This window comes from Pseudomonas sp. LBUM1648, assembly GCF_059716145.1.
The window spans coordinates 5,227,671-5,242,773 of record NZ_CP166808.1; the positions used below are offsets into that span (position 1 = coordinate 5,227,671).

General features: G+C 60.1%; 10 protein-coding genes. 7 read left to right on the plus strand and 3 right to left on the minus strand.

The annotated features are described in order from the left end of the window. Window positions 1-32: 32 nt before the first annotated feature. On the minus strand, window positions 33-1,385 hold the full coding sequence (gene nosR / locus ACA043_RS23680) for a response regulator c-di-GMP phosphodiesterase, NosR family (protein ID WP_497658022.1): 1,353 nt from the start codon (window positions 1,383-1,385) through the stop codon (window positions 33-35). Window positions 1,386-1,637: 252 nt separating this feature from the next. Between nosR and ACA043_RS23685 the strand changes: the two genes are divergently transcribed. The 5 genes from ACA043_RS23685 to ACA043_RS23705 are packed head-to-tail and all read left to right on the plus strand — an operon-like array spanning window position 1,638 to window position 9,975. Beyond that, on the plus strand, window positions 1,638-3,899 hold the full coding sequence (locus ACA043_RS23685) for a GGDEF/EAL domain-containing response regulator (protein WP_497658023.1): 2,262 nt from the start codon (window positions 1,638-1,640) through the stop codon (window positions 3,897-3,899). Beyond that, window positions 3,896-5,767, plus strand: coding sequence for a putative bifunctional diguanylate cyclase/phosphodiesterase (locus tag ACA043_RS23690; RefSeq protein ID WP_497658024.1), 1,872 nt, complete (start codon window positions 3,896-3,898; stop codon window positions 5,765-5,767). The genes ACA043_RS23685 and ACA043_RS23690 overlap by 4 nt, the downstream gene beginning before the upstream one ends. 43 nt (window positions 5,768-5,810) lie before the next feature. After that, window positions 5,811-6,764: a cytochrome-c peroxidase gene (locus ACA043_RS23695; RefSeq protein WP_187680199.1), complete on the plus strand. Its 954-nt coding sequence runs from the start codon at window positions 5,811-5,813 to the stop codon at window positions 6,762-6,764. Then, on the plus strand, window positions 6,761-8,575 hold the full coding sequence (locus ACA043_RS23700) for a DAHL domain-containing sensor histidine kinase (RefSeq protein ID WP_401266444.1): 1,815 nt from the start codon (window positions 6,761-6,763) through the stop codon (window positions 8,573-8,575). Before ACA043_RS23695 ends, ACA043_RS23700 begins: the two co-directional genes overlap by 4 nt. Further along, complete coding sequence (locus ACA043_RS23705; RefSeq protein ID WP_497658025.1) at window positions 8,572-9,975, plus strand: ATP-binding protein; 1,404 nt, start codon at window positions 8,572-8,574, stop codon at window positions 9,973-9,975. The genes ACA043_RS23700 and ACA043_RS23705 overlap by 4 nt, the downstream gene beginning before the upstream one ends. Before the next feature lie 7 nt (window positions 9,976-9,982). On the opposite strand, the gene ACA043_RS23710 is transcribed toward ACA043_RS23705, so the two are convergent. Together ACA043_RS23710 and ACA043_RS23715 are read right to left on the minus strand one after the other, a co-directional pair. Then, window positions 9,983-11,308 carry an APC family permease gene (locus ACA043_RS23710; protein WP_401266438.1) on the minus strand — a complete coding sequence of 442 codons (1,326 nt, stop codon included), beginning with the start codon at window positions 11,306-11,308 and terminating at the stop codon, window positions 9,983-9,985. 286 nt (window positions 11,309-11,594) lie between these two features. After that, window positions 11,595-12,416 (minus strand): carbon-nitrogen hydrolase family protein, encoded by an 822-nt coding sequence (locus tag ACA043_RS23715; RefSeq protein ID WP_497658026.1) that lies wholly within the window; start codon window positions 12,414-12,416, stop codon window positions 11,595-11,597. A gap of 125 nt (window positions 12,417-12,541) precedes the next feature. Here ACA043_RS23715 and ACA043_RS23720 point away from each other — a divergent pair, with 125 nt between their 5' ends. Both ACA043_RS23720 and ACA043_RS23725 read left to right on the plus strand, forming a co-directional pair. Beyond that, window positions 12,542-13,342, plus strand: coding sequence for a helix-turn-helix transcriptional regulator (locus tag ACA043_RS23720; protein WP_489878808.1), 801 nt, complete (start codon window positions 12,542-12,544; stop codon window positions 13,340-13,342). Window positions 13,343-13,450: 108 nt separating this feature from the next. Then, window positions 13,451-15,070, plus strand: coding sequence for an FMN-binding glutamate synthase family protein (locus ACA043_RS23725; protein ID WP_401266432.1), 1,620 nt, complete (start codon window positions 13,451-13,453; stop codon window positions 15,068-15,070). Window positions 15,071-15,103: the final 33 nt, after the last annotated feature.

Consider the following 15,103-nt stretch of genomic DNA (forward strand, 5'->3'; position numbering starts at 1 on the left):
CGCCCATGGCGTCACCTCATCGGTCTTCCACTCTAGGCGTTGAGCGCCGCCTCAACCTCCTCGGGCACCTTGACGAAAATCTTGTATTGGCCGCCTTCCATGGCCTCAAAGGCAATCAGCTTTTCCACCAACAGGCCGCTGAGAACCTTGCCGGCATTGAGCAACAACATGCCGTTATCGGCATTGAGATTGCGCGCCAGAATCATCCCTGCCGCCAGATCCCGCGTGGTCAGCACCTTGACCGTCGGATCGGCCAGGGTGACGTCGCTGAGGAAGGCCGCACACACCTGAATGAAATCTTCGACCAGTTCCGGGTCGTACAATCGCCCGGCGTACTGACGCAGGTACAGCAGCGCTTCATCGCTGTTCATATGCCGTTCAAGGATCAAACCGCGTTGCAACTCGACGAAATCCACCGCCAGTTTCAGCAAGCGTGAACCGAACGGAATCGCCTCACCCTTGAGCCGGTCGGGAAAGCCGCTGCCGTCCCAACGCTCCTGGTGATGCAGGATCAGCCGTGCGGCATCCTTCATCGGGTCCAGCGTCATCAGCAGCGATTCGCTCTGCTTGGGGTAGTCACGATAACGCTCGCGATCGGTATGACGCAGGAGATCCGAAGGCGTGGTCATCATGCCGTCGGTCCAGCTCAGTTTGCCGATGTTATAGAGCGCCGCGGCCATGGTCAGGTCGCGGCCGGTGGCTTCATCCAGACCATGTTGTGTGCAGTAACTGCGCACCAATTCGATGATCTGCCGGTTGGTCTGTTTGGCCGGGGGCAGGCGCAGGTTGGCCAGCAGCGAAAATACCTCAGTGCCGGTGACATAACTGTGTTTGAGCTCTTCGTACGCCAGATCGAGCATGTCGGCGGTCTGTTGCAGTTCGGCGGTGCGCGAGGCGACATGTTTTTCCAGGGTGCTGTTGAGCAGCTTGAGCTGATCGTTCTGCACCCGGGTCAAGCGCTCCAGGCGCTGACGCTCCTGCTCGGATTGTTGATGCTCAAGGGATTGACGCAGGATCAGCAGCAACTCTTCGTCATTCCACGGTTTGCTGATGTAACGGTGAATCTGCCCGTCATTGATCGCCTTGATGATGGCGGACGGGTCGGCATAGCCGGTAAGCATGATGCGCACGGTCGCCGGATGGCGTTCGCGGACTTGGGCCAGCAACGAGGCGCCGTCCATAGTGGGCATGCGGGCATCGCTCATCACCAGGTCCACCGGCTGCTGCGCCAGCATTTCCAGTGCCTGGGCACCGCTGGTCGCCAGCAGGACATCATAGGGCTGGCCCCGCAACAGGCGGCGCAAGCTGTTGAGGATCGATTCCTCGTCATCGACCAGCAACACTTTGGGACGGTGCGGCTGTGGCGGGGCGGTTTGCTCTTCCATGGCTTGGCCTCAAGCGTGACAGGGGTGAACGACGCAACGGGCCGACCGCCTCGCTGGCCTGCGCCTGAGTCAAAGGCTAGATGATTTTAGGCAGCCTTCACGCAAATCTTCGGCGCGAATGCGCATGCGAAGGTCCGGGACGCCAACTATGCTCAATAGGTTGAACGACTCCGTCGGTCTTCGAACAGGCCTGTGCCGAGGGAAACGGATGCTCCCGATGACAACACCATATGACCCCATGGTCGGTGCGGCATGAACCTGCCCCCCGCGCTCGTCAATCGACGTGTGCTGATCGTCGATGACAGCCCGGCGATCCATGGCGACTTCGCCAAGATTCTCTGCCCCGCCACCCCGGCGGACGACGGCCTGGGTGAGACCGAAAGCCTGCTGTTTGGCACCCCGTCTGCGGTACGGACCCCGCATTTCGAACTGGACTCGGCGTTTCAGGGCCGTGAAGCGCTGGACAAGCTCGAAGCCGCGCTGGCCGACAATCGCCCCTATGCCATGGCCTTTATCGACATGCGCATGCCGCCGGGCTGGGATGGTCTGGAGACCATCGAACGGCTGTGGCAAGTCGACCCCAAGTTGCAGGTCGCCCTCTGCACGGCCTATTCCGACTATTCCTGGGAAGACATCGACCGCCGCCTGGCGCTGAACGACCGCCTGCTGATTCTGAAAAAGCCCTTCGATGCGATCGAGATCCGCCAGATGGCCAGCGCCCTGACGGTCAAATGGCAAATGACTGAAGACGCCGCGCTGAAAATGAACCTGCTGGAACAGGCGGTTCAGGCGCGCACCCGGGAACTGTCCGACGCCAATATGATCGTGCAGAACAGCCCGACCATCCTGTATCGACTGCGCGGCGATCCGTCGTTTGCCTTGATGTATATCTCCCACAACATCACTCGCTACGGCCATGTCGCGGCGGATCTGGTGGGCTCACCGAACTGGGCGCAGGCACTGATTCATCCTGATGATCAGGCCAACGTCGATGCGGCCATGGCCCGGGTACTGGATCGGCACGCGTCGGGCGCAACCATCGAGTTTCGCCTGCGCACCGGCCAGGGCACCTGGCGCTGGGTAGAAAACCGCTACATACCGGTACGCGATCATGACGGCCGGCTGCTTGAAGTCGAGGGCATCATTCTGGACATTACCGAGCGCCGTCTGGTCGAGGACAAACTGGCGTTGCTGGCCCGCTCCGACGGCCTGACGGGGCTTACCAACCGCGCCACGCTGATCGAGCGCCTGCACCAGGCGTTCGCCGCCGCGCGCCGTGGCGCCATGCCGTTCGCGGTGTTTTACCTGGATCTGGATCACTTCAAGCGCATCAATGACACCTTGGGCCATCCGGTCGGCGATCTGCTGTTGCAGGAAGTCGCCCGGCGCATCAGATCCAGCGTGCGCGAAAACGACATCGTGGCGCGTCTGGGCGGCGACGAGTTCGCGATTCTGCAACTGGACGTCAGCGACCCGACCCAATCGGCCGCCATGGCCACCCATATCCGTGACAAGCTGCTGGCGCCCTACAACCTGGCCGGCAATGCCCTGCACATCTCGGTCAGCATCGGCATCAGCAGTTACAGCGCCGTCAGCCTCGACGCCGACAGCCTGCTGGGTCAGGCCGACATGGCGCTGTACCGCGCCAAGGAAATGGGCCGCAACCAGTACCACTTCCACTCAGAGGAGATCTCCCGGGAAGTGGCGGAACGCATGACCATTGTCAGCGAATTGATGACGGCCCTCGAAGGGGATGAGTTGAGGCTGCATTACGCACCGGAGATGGACCTGCACAGTGGCAGGATTCTGGGCATGGAGGCGCAAGTCCTCTGGCAGCACCCACGCCTCGGCCTGTTGCCGGCCAGCGCCTTCGTACCGGCAGCGGAAAGAACCGGCGCGATCATTCCTCTGGGGCGCTGGGTGCTGGATCGCGCCTGCCGCCAGATGCAGATCTGGCGCGACGAAGGCGTTGCACCACCGGTGATCGCGATCAAGCTTTCTCTGGCACAACTCAAGAGTGGTCACGAGCTGATCTACGACGTTCTGCGCACCACCGCACGCTGGGAACTCGCGCCCTGGGACCTGCGTTTCGATGTCACCGAGGCCACACTGGCCCAGACCAAGTGGACTCACAACGACGCATTGCCGCGTCTGCGTGAACTGGGCGTGACCATTGCCATCGATGATTTCGGCACCGAATACTCCTCGTTCGATTACCTGAAAACCTACCGGGTCAATCACCTCAAACTCGCCCAGCGCTTCATCGACAGCGCAGCCCAGGATGTGGCCGGCGCCAATGCGCTGCGCGCCATCGTCAACTTCGCCCGGGATCTGGACATTGGCATCATCGCCGAAGGTCCGCCCAAGCCCGAACAGCATTTCGCGCCGTCCACGGTCAGTCCCCTGCCCAGTGCGCAGGGGCTCTACTTCATCGAGGCGGTCAGCGCCGAGGAGGCTGGCCAACTGCTCAGAGACGGATGCAAGGCGGCGGACCCGCAGGAGGGTGAAGAATGAGCGCAGCATTCGCACAAACCAACCGGCGCATCCTGATCATCGATGACACACCGGCGATTCACGACGATTTCCGCAAGATCCTCGCCCCGCAATCGCCGGACGAGGCAGATCTGAATCATCTGGAACAGACGCTGTTCGGCACCCGTCTGACGACGCATCTGACCTTCCAGCTCGACTCAGCCTACCAGGGTCAGGAAGGGTTGGCGCTGGTTCAACGCGCGCTCGCCGAGGGCAAACCGTACGCCCTCGCCTTCATAGACATGCGCATGCCGCCCGGCTGGGATGGTCTGGAAACCATTGAGCAACTGTGGCGCGTCGATCCGAACATGCAAATTGCCTTGTGCACGGCCTATAGCGACTACAGCTGGGAAGCCATGGCTGAACGCCTGGAGTTCGGCGACCAGTTGCTGATCCTGAAAAAGCCGTTCGACAGTCTGGAAATCCGCCAGATGGCCAGCGCCCTGACGTGGAAATGGCAACTGGCCCAGGACGCAGCGCTGAAGATGCTCGGCCTTGAGCAAAGCATCGAGGCGCGGGTGCATGAACTGCTGAAAGTCTCGCACCTGCTGCAATACGACACCCTCACAGGTCTGCCCAACAGCACCCTGCTCGGTGATCGCCTGAGCCATGCGATGGCCGTCTGCCGGCGCCATGACAAGCAACTGGTGGTGATGTTCCTCGGCCTGGATCGGTTCAAGCGCATCAACAATGCATTGGGCCATCCGGCGGGCGACGAGATGCTCCAACGGGTCGGCCAGCAACTGTTGCAGTGCGTCCGTGAGTCAGACTCGGTCTTTCGTTACGGTGGCGACGAGTTCGTGGTGATTCTCAGCGACATCAGCCATCCCCAGCAAACCCGTGGCATTGCCGAAAAAGTGCTCGCCGCCATACGCCTGCCGCAGACGATTGCCGGTCATGACATCAGCGTTACCGCCTGCCTGGGCATCAGCGTCTATCCCGATGACGGCCTGGAGGCCATCGAGTTGATCAAAAAGGCCGAAACCGCGATGCGCAACGTCAAGGACAACGGCCCCGACAACATCGGTTTCTTCATCGATGCGATGAACCAGCGCGCCCGCGAACAGCAGAGCATCGAGTCGGGCATTCGCCGGGCCTTGCAACAGCAGGAATTCGTCCTGCACTACCAACCGAAAATCGATCTGCGCAGTGCCAGAGTGGTGGGTGCCGAGGCATTGGTGCGCTGGCAGAAACCGGGCCACGGCCTGGTCTATCCTTCGGACTTCATTCCGGTGGCCGAGGACAGCAAGCTGATCGTGCCGCTAAGCCAATGGGTGCTGGGCGAGGCCTGTCGCCAGACCCGGGCGTGGCAAGTTGCGGGACTGCCGACCATCCGCATGTCGGTGAACATTTCGCCCATCGACTTTCGCCAGCGTGACTTCGTCGAAAACGTCGAGCGGATACTCGAGCAAAGCGGTCTGGCCGCCGATTGGCTGGAGCTGGAAATCACCGAAGGCGTCCTGATGCAGAACGTCGAGGCGACGATGACCGTGCTCAATCGCCTGAAAGCGCTGGGGACACGACTGGCCATCGATGACTTCGGCACCGGTTATTCAAGCCTGAGCTACCTGCGCCGGTTTCCCGTTGATGTACTGAAGATCGATCAGTCGTTCATTCGCGGCCTGAGCAACGACAGCAACGACGCGGCCCTCGTTAGCGCCATTATCAGCCTGGGCAAGAGCCTGCGGTTGAACGTCATCGCCGAAGGCATCGAAACCGCCGAGCAACTGGCTATTCTCAAGACCCAACATTGCGAAGAAGGCCAGGGCTACTACTTCAGCAAAGCCCTGCCGCCCGATGCGTTTGCACATTTGCTCGCCGGCGCAGGCCCCGCGCCATGGACGGTGTGATGAACAGCCCGACACCGGCCTCAAGTCTGGAAGACGTTTACCCATGAGCTTTTTGCGCCACGCCATCGTATTGGCCCTCTGCGGACTCTGTGCCAGCCCTCATGCGGAACCGCTGAACGAGCCGCTCAAACCCTTGCCGCCGGTGGTGCAACAGGATGCCCGACGGGTTGAACTCGGTCGCCGGTTATTCCACGAGCCTCGACTGTCGATCAACAACACGCTGTCGTGCGCCAGTTGCCACCAACTGGACAAGAACGGTGCCGACAGCCGTGCCTTTTCACTGGGTTTCGACGGCAAACCGGTGGCCTTCAACACGCCGACAGTGTTCAACGCCGCCCTGAACTTCCGCCAGTTCTGGGACGGCCGCACCGAGACGCTGGAGGAGCAGACCAACGTTGTCATCACCAGCCCGCATGAGATGGGTAGTGACTGGAACACTGTGGTCGAGCGCATCGCCAAAGACGCCGATTATCAGCGGGACTTCGCCGCCAGTTACCCGAACGGCGTGACCAAGGCCAATATCCAGCAAGCGCTGGCCACCTTCGAAAGAACCTTGCTGACGCCCGACTCCCGCTTCGATCAATACCTGTTGGGCAACACCGACATCCTGACTCTGGAGGAAAAGTACGGCTACCAGCGCTTCAAGGAATACGGCTGCATTGCCTGCCATCAAGGGGTGAACATCGGCGGCAACATGTTCCAGAAATTTGGCGTGTTCGGCGACTACATCGCCGATCGCGGCAACCCGACCGGAGCCGATCAGGGGCGCTTCAATGTCACCGGCGACGAAGCTGATCGTGCCGTGTTCAAAGTGCCGAGTCTGCGCAATGTCGCGCTGACCGCACCGTACTTTCACGACGGCTCGGCGCCCACCCTCGAACGGGCCGTGGACGCGATGTTCCAGTACCAGTTGGGGCGCATGCCCAGCGAAGAGGACAAAACACTGATCATCCTGTTTCTCAAGACCCTGACCGGCCAATGGGAGGGCAAGCCATGAACACCATCTCACGTCGCGGCAGCCTGCTGTTGCTCACACTGGTGGTTGTCGTGCTGGCCTCGACGCTGTTGTTTCTTTACCTCAAGTCCAGAACCGAACAGACCATGACCTACACCGAGTCTCGGGATTTGATCCGGCAGATCAAACAGCAGAACGCCCTGTGGGAAAACGAGGTGCTCAAAGCCAGGGTGGCGATCTCGTACAACTACGACCCACTGGTCTCGCCCATGAACGAAATGACTCGACTGTGGCAGCGCTTCGATTCCCTGGAATCCGGCCATGGTCGCAATGACTCGGCGCAATGGAGCGTCGCCCACGAGGGCTACCGGCAAGCGACGCAGGAAAAAATCCGGCTGGTGGAACAGTTCAAGTCGCACAACGCCTTGTTGCGCAACTCTCTGGCGTTCCTGCCGACGGCCGAAGACGACATCCACGCGCAACTGGCCAACCTGTCTGATTTCGACAAACTTCAGTTGCAGAACATCATCACCGACACCTACGACCTGCTGCTCAGTGCTCTGGAGTTCTCCCAGGTCACCTCCGCTGAAAAGGCCGCCGACATTGAGGTCGGGCTGAACAAACTGGCGGTGAATGCACAACGCCTGCCCGAGGATTTTCAGGCGCCGATCAGGATCATGAGCAATCACATCAAGCTGATTGCGCGCGAGCAGCCGCTGGTCAATCAGCTGCTGGAAAGCATCGAAGCCGTTCCCGTGGCCGAGCGTCTGGACACCATCACCACCATGCTTGACCGGGATCAGCAGCGGGTCGACGTCATCGAGAGGCAATACCACTTTTACCTGTTGCTGTTCGCCGTGCTGCTGATGCTGTCATTGATCTGGCTGACCGTTCGCCTGATCCGCAGCTTCGCCGAGATCAACCGAGTCAACACGGCTCTGCAAACCGCTAACGATGCACTGGAGCAACGGGTCGAGGAACGCACCCGCGAACTCAAGAACGCCCAGCGCGAACTGCTCGACGCTGCGCGTCAGGCCGGCATGGCGGAAATCGCGACCAATGTGCTGCACAACGTTGGCAATGTGCTCAACAGCGTGAACATTTCTTCCGACCTGATCGCGCGAAAGCTGCGTGCCAGCAAGACGCAGGGATTGGGCAAGGCGATGCAATTGATCAACGAGCATCCGCACGATCTTGGCCATTTTCTCAACGAGGATGCCAAGGGCAAATTGCTGCCCGGTTACCTCAATCAACTGGTCGGCGCGATCGCCCTGGAACAGCAGGAAATGGTCGACGAATTGAACCAGATGAACAAAAGCGTCGACCACATCAAGGACATCGTCGCCACCCAGCAGTCCTACGCTGGGGCCAACAGCATGACCGAGCCGCTGTTTATCAACGAACTGCTCGAGGATGCCCTGCGCATGAACGCCGGGGCACTGACCCGACATCACGTCACGGTGGTCAAGGAATACGCCGACGTGCCCCAGGTGATGGCCGACAAACACCGCTTGCTGCTGATCCTGATCAACCTCATCAGCAATGCCAAATACGCGATGTCCGACCTCAGCAACCGCCCACGCAACATGACACTGGGGGTAAAAGTCGTGGAGGAAGACTTCCTCGAAATCAGCGTCAGGGACGATGGCGAGGGCATCGCGCCGGAGAACATGACGCGGATCTTTGCCCATGGCTTCACCACTCGCAAGGAGGGCCACGGTTTCGGCCTGCACAGCTGTGCCCTGGCGGCCATCGAGATGAACGGCCACCTCACCGCGCACAGCGACGGACCGGGCAAGGGTGCGTTATTCACCCTGCAAATTCCTCTGGTCAGCGTCACGGAGAACGCATGAGCGAGCTTTCGAACCGTCGCATTCTGCTGATCGACGACATGCCGTCGATTCATGAGGACTTTCGCAAGATTCTCGCTCCGGCGGCGCCACACTCGGTGGAGCTGGACGAAATGGAGACCGCGCTGTTCGGCACCGAGGCCCGCCCCCTGCGCCCCTTGTTCGAGCTGGACTCTGCCTACGGCGGTGAAGAAGGTCTGGGCAAACTGGTTCAGGCCATGCAGGAACAACGTCCCTACGCGCTGGCTTTCGTCGATATGCGCATGCCCGATGGCTGGGACGGCGCGAAAACCATCGAACACCTGTGGCAACAGGATCCGCAGTTGCAAGTGGTGGTGTGTACCGCGTATTCGGATTATTCCTGGGACGAACTGCTGGAACGTCTGCACGCCCATGATCGGCTGCTGATCCTGAAGAAGCCGTTCGACAACATCGAAGTGCAGCAGATGGCTAACACCCTGCTGACCAAATGGCAGATGACTGAACGAGCCTCACTGCAAATGCACCAACTGGAACATCTGGTGGATCAGCGCACCGCGCAGTTCAAGCAGGCCAGCGAAGAACTGCAGCGAGAGATCGACGAGCGCAAGCAATTGGAAAGTCAGTTGGTGCAGTCGGAAAAACTCGCCTCACTCGGGCAATTGGCAGCGGGCGTGGCCCATGAAATCAATAACCCGATTGGCTTCATTTCCTCCAACCTCGGCACGCTGGACGGCTACTTCAAACAATTGCTGACCGTGCTTGATGCCTGCCAGACGCTCGATAACGCCGCGGACAGCGAAGCTGCGACACGGCTGGCGCAATTGCGCACAGAGGTCGAACTGGATTTTATGCTTGAAGACATTCCCGTGCTGATCCGCGAATCCAAGGAAGGCATCGGCCGCGTCGGGCAGATCGTCAAGGACTTGAAGGACTTCTCCCGAGTCGATTCCAATCAGCAGTGGCAGTGGGCCAATCTGCAGCAAGGCATCGAGTCGACCCTGAACATCGTCGCCAGTGAACTCAAATACAAGGCCGACGTGATCAAGGAGTATCAGGCATTGCCGGATATCGAGTGTCTACCCTCACAAATCAATCAGGTGATCATGAACCTGATCGTCAACGCCACCCAGGCCATGGGGCCGGAGCGTGGCACCATCACTTTGCGCACCGGGCAAGCGCAAGACACCGCCTGGGTTGAAGTCGCCGACACCGGTTCGGGCATCGCGCCGGACACCCTGCAAAAAATCTTCGACCCCTTCTTCACCACCAAACCCGTCGGTGAAGGGACCGGGCTTGGCTTATCCCTGTCTTACGGCATCGTGAAAAAACACGGCGGAAACATATCGGTGCGCAGCGAGCTGGGTGTGGGCACCACATTTCGTGTCGAACTGCCGATGCGCCAGAGCCGACCCGCTGCCTGAAGGCGCCTCAGCTGGCTTCCTGGAAATCCATTTCCGGTGGCTGGCGACGGAAACCACCGGTCAGCACCGCCAGATACACCACGCCAATCGCCAGCCAGCTCAGGCCGAGCCAGACCGCCAGATGATCGAGGCTGACCATCAACCACAAGTCCGCGACCAGACCAATGAGCGGGAAAACCAGAAACAGCACCAGCTCACGCAGGCCCTTTTTTTCGCCGCCGATCCAGTAGTGAAAAATCACCGACAGATTCACCAGACTGAACGCGAGAAACGCGCCGAAGTTGATGAACGAGGTGGACGTCGTCACGTCGAGTTTCAGCGCCAGCAAAGCCACCACTGCGCAGAGCAGGATGCTGTTGACCGGCGTGCCAAAGCGCGCGTGCAGCGTGCCGAAGAAGGATTTCGGCAACACCCCGTCGCGCCCCATGGCAAACAGCAGTCGCGAACCACTGGCCTGCGCCGAAAGCCCCGAGGCGAACTGGCCGACAATCAGGCCGATGAGGAAGATCGAGACGAACAGGTCGCCGCCGATATTGCGCGCGATTTCATAAGCCGCCGAGTCGACGCTGTCGAACTGGAACGACGGGTGGGCGATCTGCACAAAGTAAGACACACCGACGAAGATCAGCCCGCCGATCAGGGTGATCAACATGATCGCCCGAGGAATGGTGCGACGTGGGTCGCGGGTCTCTTCCGTGAGGGTGCTGACCGCGTCGAAGCCCAGAAACGAATAACAGGCGATGGCCGCGCCGCTCATGATCAGTGGCATCTGCATGTCGCCGTTGAAGAACGGTTTGATCGACCAAAGCGGCGTACTCGCGTCGCCACCGATGTAGTGCACGCACAGGGCGACGAAGGCGATCAGCACCAGAAACTGCACCAGCATCAGCAAGGCGTTAATGCCGTTGGCCAGTTTCAGGCCGACGATGTTGATCGCGCTGGTGATGCCGATGAACGCCAGCACCCAGATCCATTGCGGGATCGACGGGAATGCCGAGGTCAGGTAAGCGGCGCCGATCAGCCAGATCGCCATCGGCAGAAACAGGTAATCGAGCAGCACCGCCCAACCGGCGATAAAGCCGAGTTTCGGGCTGATGGCCTTGCGCACGTAGCTATAAGCAGAGCCGGCGACCGGGAACGCGGCGGCCATGCGACCGTAGCTCATGGCGGTGAAGAACATGGCGACCAGCGCCGCCAGATACGCGGCGGGCACCATGCCAGCGGTGGATTGCGCGAGGATGCCGAAGGTGCCGAGGACGATGATCGGCGTCATGTAGGCGATGCCGAACAGCACCACCGACCCTAGCGAAAGGGTGCGTTGCAAACGAGCCATGGGCGACTTACTCCGAAATATTATTGGATTTATGGCAGAGCCGAGTTCGGCGAATGTTGCGGGTTTGTTTTGTTGTTTTGGTGTGACTGAAATATTTGTACGACTTGAGATCTTTTCCCCCTCACCCCAGCCCTCTCCCCCAGGGGGGGGGCGAGGGGGAAAGGGGGCAGATTTTTGTCGCTTTCAAGCCCCGAGTTCGGCTGGATATCTCAGGTCGGTGTACTTCGAAAAAGCGACTCGGTCAGTCCCCTCTCCCGCCGGGAGAGGGTTAGGGTGAGGGCAGCGGTTAACCGGCAGGAATCAACAACTCCCGAACACCCGAAGACCGCACCACCACCTCCCCCGGCAATTTCAACCGCTGATCATCCAGATAGCGGTAATCCCTGCGCGCAATCTGCAACTGGCTGAAATCCAGCTCAACCGTGAACTGTCCTTCTTCACGCCCCGCCTCAAACAGCAAAGTCCCAAGCGGATCCACCAGCGCGCTGCCGCCGGCAAACATCAAACCGTCATCCCCTGCTTCCACCCGATTGACCATCAACGCGAACGCCTGATTCTCCTGCGCGCGTGCCATGATCGCGGTGCGGTGAGTCGGGCCGTACGGGTCCATGTTGCCGTTGGTGACAATCAGCAGGTCAGCGCCGAGCTGTGCAAGAGCCCGGGCCGTTTCCGGGAATTCGATGTCGTAGCAGATCAGCAGCCCCACCCGCACACCGTTCCACACGCAGGTCGCATAACGGTCACCGGCCTCGAACACACCGCGATCCGACGCCCACAGATGCGTCTTGCGATATTTCAGGGCGATGCCATCAGGGGTGATCAGCAGCGTGGTGTTGTAGAAGCGCCCGTTGTCGTTCTCGGCCATGCCGATCACCACAGCGATGTTGCGTTCGCGGGCGGCGGCCAACACCGCGCTGACGGTCGGGCCATCCACCGGTTCAGATGTTTGTGCGACGGTGTTGGCGGTCGGGAAACCCATCAGGTGGGTCTCCGGAAACACGATCAGTTGCGTGTCGGCTGCACAAGCCGCAATTGCCGCCAGGGCTCGTTCGAGGTTGTACGCGGTGCCATTGTCACGGCCGGCCAATTGGGCGAGTTCGACTTTCATGAGGTGTCCTTGTTCTATTGGCCGGGCGCTGAAAGATTGCCCGGTGCCTGTCTGTGGGCCAGTATGCGCAGCAAGCAACCGGCCAGGGAATCACGCGGCCGGGGTAACCCGATAGGGGTAGATCGATGACACTTTCGTTTGACGACATCACCTGGCACCGCGCCGTCGGGCAATTGATCGATGCGCTGGACAAGCCGAATTTCTGGGCACAACTGGTGCGTCTTCTCGATCAGTACGTGCCGTTCGATAGCTGGGTGGCGTTGCTGTTCAGCGCCGATCAGCACCCGCAAGTCTTTGCCGAATGCCCAGGTGAAGACGGTAGCCCTGATCAGTTGTTCCAGGATTATCTGCGCGGTCTGTACCTGCTCGACCCGTTCTACATCGCCTGCCGCGAGCAATCGCGCACCGGGTTGTATCGCCTCTCGGAAGTGGCGCCAGAACATTTCGAGCTGACCGAGTATTACCAGCGATACTTTCGTCTGAATGTGGTGGCCGACGAAATCCAGTTCAATTGTCAGCTCCAGGGTGAACGCACGTTGTGCCTGTCGCTGGGCAGCAAACAGCGTTTTACAGTTGAACAGATCGCGCTGTTGTCGCTGATTCAGCCGTGGGTATTAGGCTTGTTGCGCCAGCGTCTGCCTTACGAAATCAATGAGCCCGTGTCCCTCGCGGCCTCACCTGCTCCGGCGGATTGGCGGGTGCAACTGGAAGCTTCGGTGCAACAACTCAAGGGCGCGCAACTGACCGCCCGGGAACTGGATGTCGGCCGCTTGATGCTCAGCGGTTGCTCGAGCAAAGAAATCGCTCGTAAGCTGGAAATCTCTGTAGAAACCGTGAAAGTCCATAAGAAACACATGTACAGCAAGCTCGGGATCAAGTCCCAGTCCGAGTTGTTTTCGATATTTCTTCAGGCACAAAACGCCTGAAAAGATCGCAGCCTTCGGCAGCTCCTAAAGGGGCAAGCCATGCATCTAACTGTAGGACTGCCGCAGGCTACGATCTTTAAAACCCGAGTCCGAACCCAAGGAAACCGTATGAGCCTGTCACTCCTGAGCCGCTACGCCTTCTTTGCCGTCTGCGTGATTTTCACCCTCGCCAGCCTGCCTTTTCTCGAACACGACTGGCTGTGGCCAATCACCGCTGTGACCGGCGTATTGAGCCTGATCGGTATATTCGACCTGCTGCAAAGTCCGCACGCGGTGCGGCGCAATTATCCGATCCTGGGCAACATCCGTTATCTGGTCGAAGGCATCCGCCCGGAGATCCGCCAGTACCTGCTGGAGTCCGACAGCGACGCCCTGCCCTTCTCCCGCGCCCAGCGTTCGCTGGTGTATTCGCGGGCGAAGAATGAAAGCGCCGACAAGCCGTTCGGCACGCTGATCGATGTCTATCAGTCCGGCTTCGAATTCATCGGCCACTCGATGCGCCCGGCGCCGCTGAGCGACCCGAGCAGTTTCCGCGTCACCGTCGGCGGCCCGCAGTGCACTCAGCCGTACTCGGCCTCGGTGTTCAATATTTCGGCGATGAGCTTCGGCTCGCTCAGCGCCAACGCCATTCGCGCGTTGAACCAGGGTGCGAAACTCGGCAACTTTGCCCACGACACCGGCGAAGGCAGCATCAGCCCGTATCACCGCGAACACGGCGGCGACCTGACCTGGGAGCTGGGCAGCGGCTACTTCGGCTGCCGCACCAGCGACGGCCGTTTCGACCCGGAACGCTTCGCCGTTCAGGCGCAGAATCCGCAAGTCCGCATGATCGAAATCAAGATGAGCCAAGGCGCCAAACCGGGCCATGGCGGGATTCTGCCCAAGCACAAAGTGACCAAGGAAATCGCCGAAACCCGCGGCATCATGATGGGCGAAGACTGCGTCTCGCCATCCCGCCACAGCGCGTTTTCCACGCCGCTGGAGATGATGCATTTCATCCAGCAATTGCGTGAACTGTCCGGCGGCAAACCGGTGGGCTTCAAGTTCTGCCTCGGCCATCCGTGGGAGTTCATGGGCATCGCCAAAGCCATGCTGGAAACCGGCATCCTGCCGGACTTCATCGTGGTCGATGGCAAGGAAGGCGGCACCGGCGCCGCGCCGGTGGAATTCACCGACCACATCGGCGTGCCGATGCGCGAAGGCCTGCTGTTCGTCCACAACACCCTGGTCGGCCTGAACCTGCGCGACAAGATCAAACTCGGCGCCAGCGGCAAGATCGTCAGCGCCTTTGACATCGCCAGCGTGCTGGCCATCGGCGCCGACTGGGCCAACTCCGCGCGCGGCTTCATGTTCGCCATCGGCTGCATCCAGTCGCAAAGCTGCCACACCAATAAATGCCCAACCGGCGTTGCCACTCAGGATGCGTTGCGCCAACGCGCACTGGTCGTGCCGGACAAAGCGCAGCGGGTATTCAACTTCCACCGCAACACGTTGAAGGCCCTGGCTGAAATGCTCGCGGCGGCCGGGCTGGACCATCCATCGCAACTGTCGGCCAAGCATCTGGTACGACGCATGTCGGCGACCGAGATCAAGCTGTTCTCGCAGTTGCATGTGTTTTTGAAGCCGGGGGAATTGCTCACCGGGGAAGTGAACGGAGAGTTCTATTCGCGGATGTGGCAGATGGCGCGGGCGGATAGTTTTGAACCGCAGGAAGTGGTGGCTGCTTGAAAGCACACTGGCGCCACTGATGGCAGATTTGGC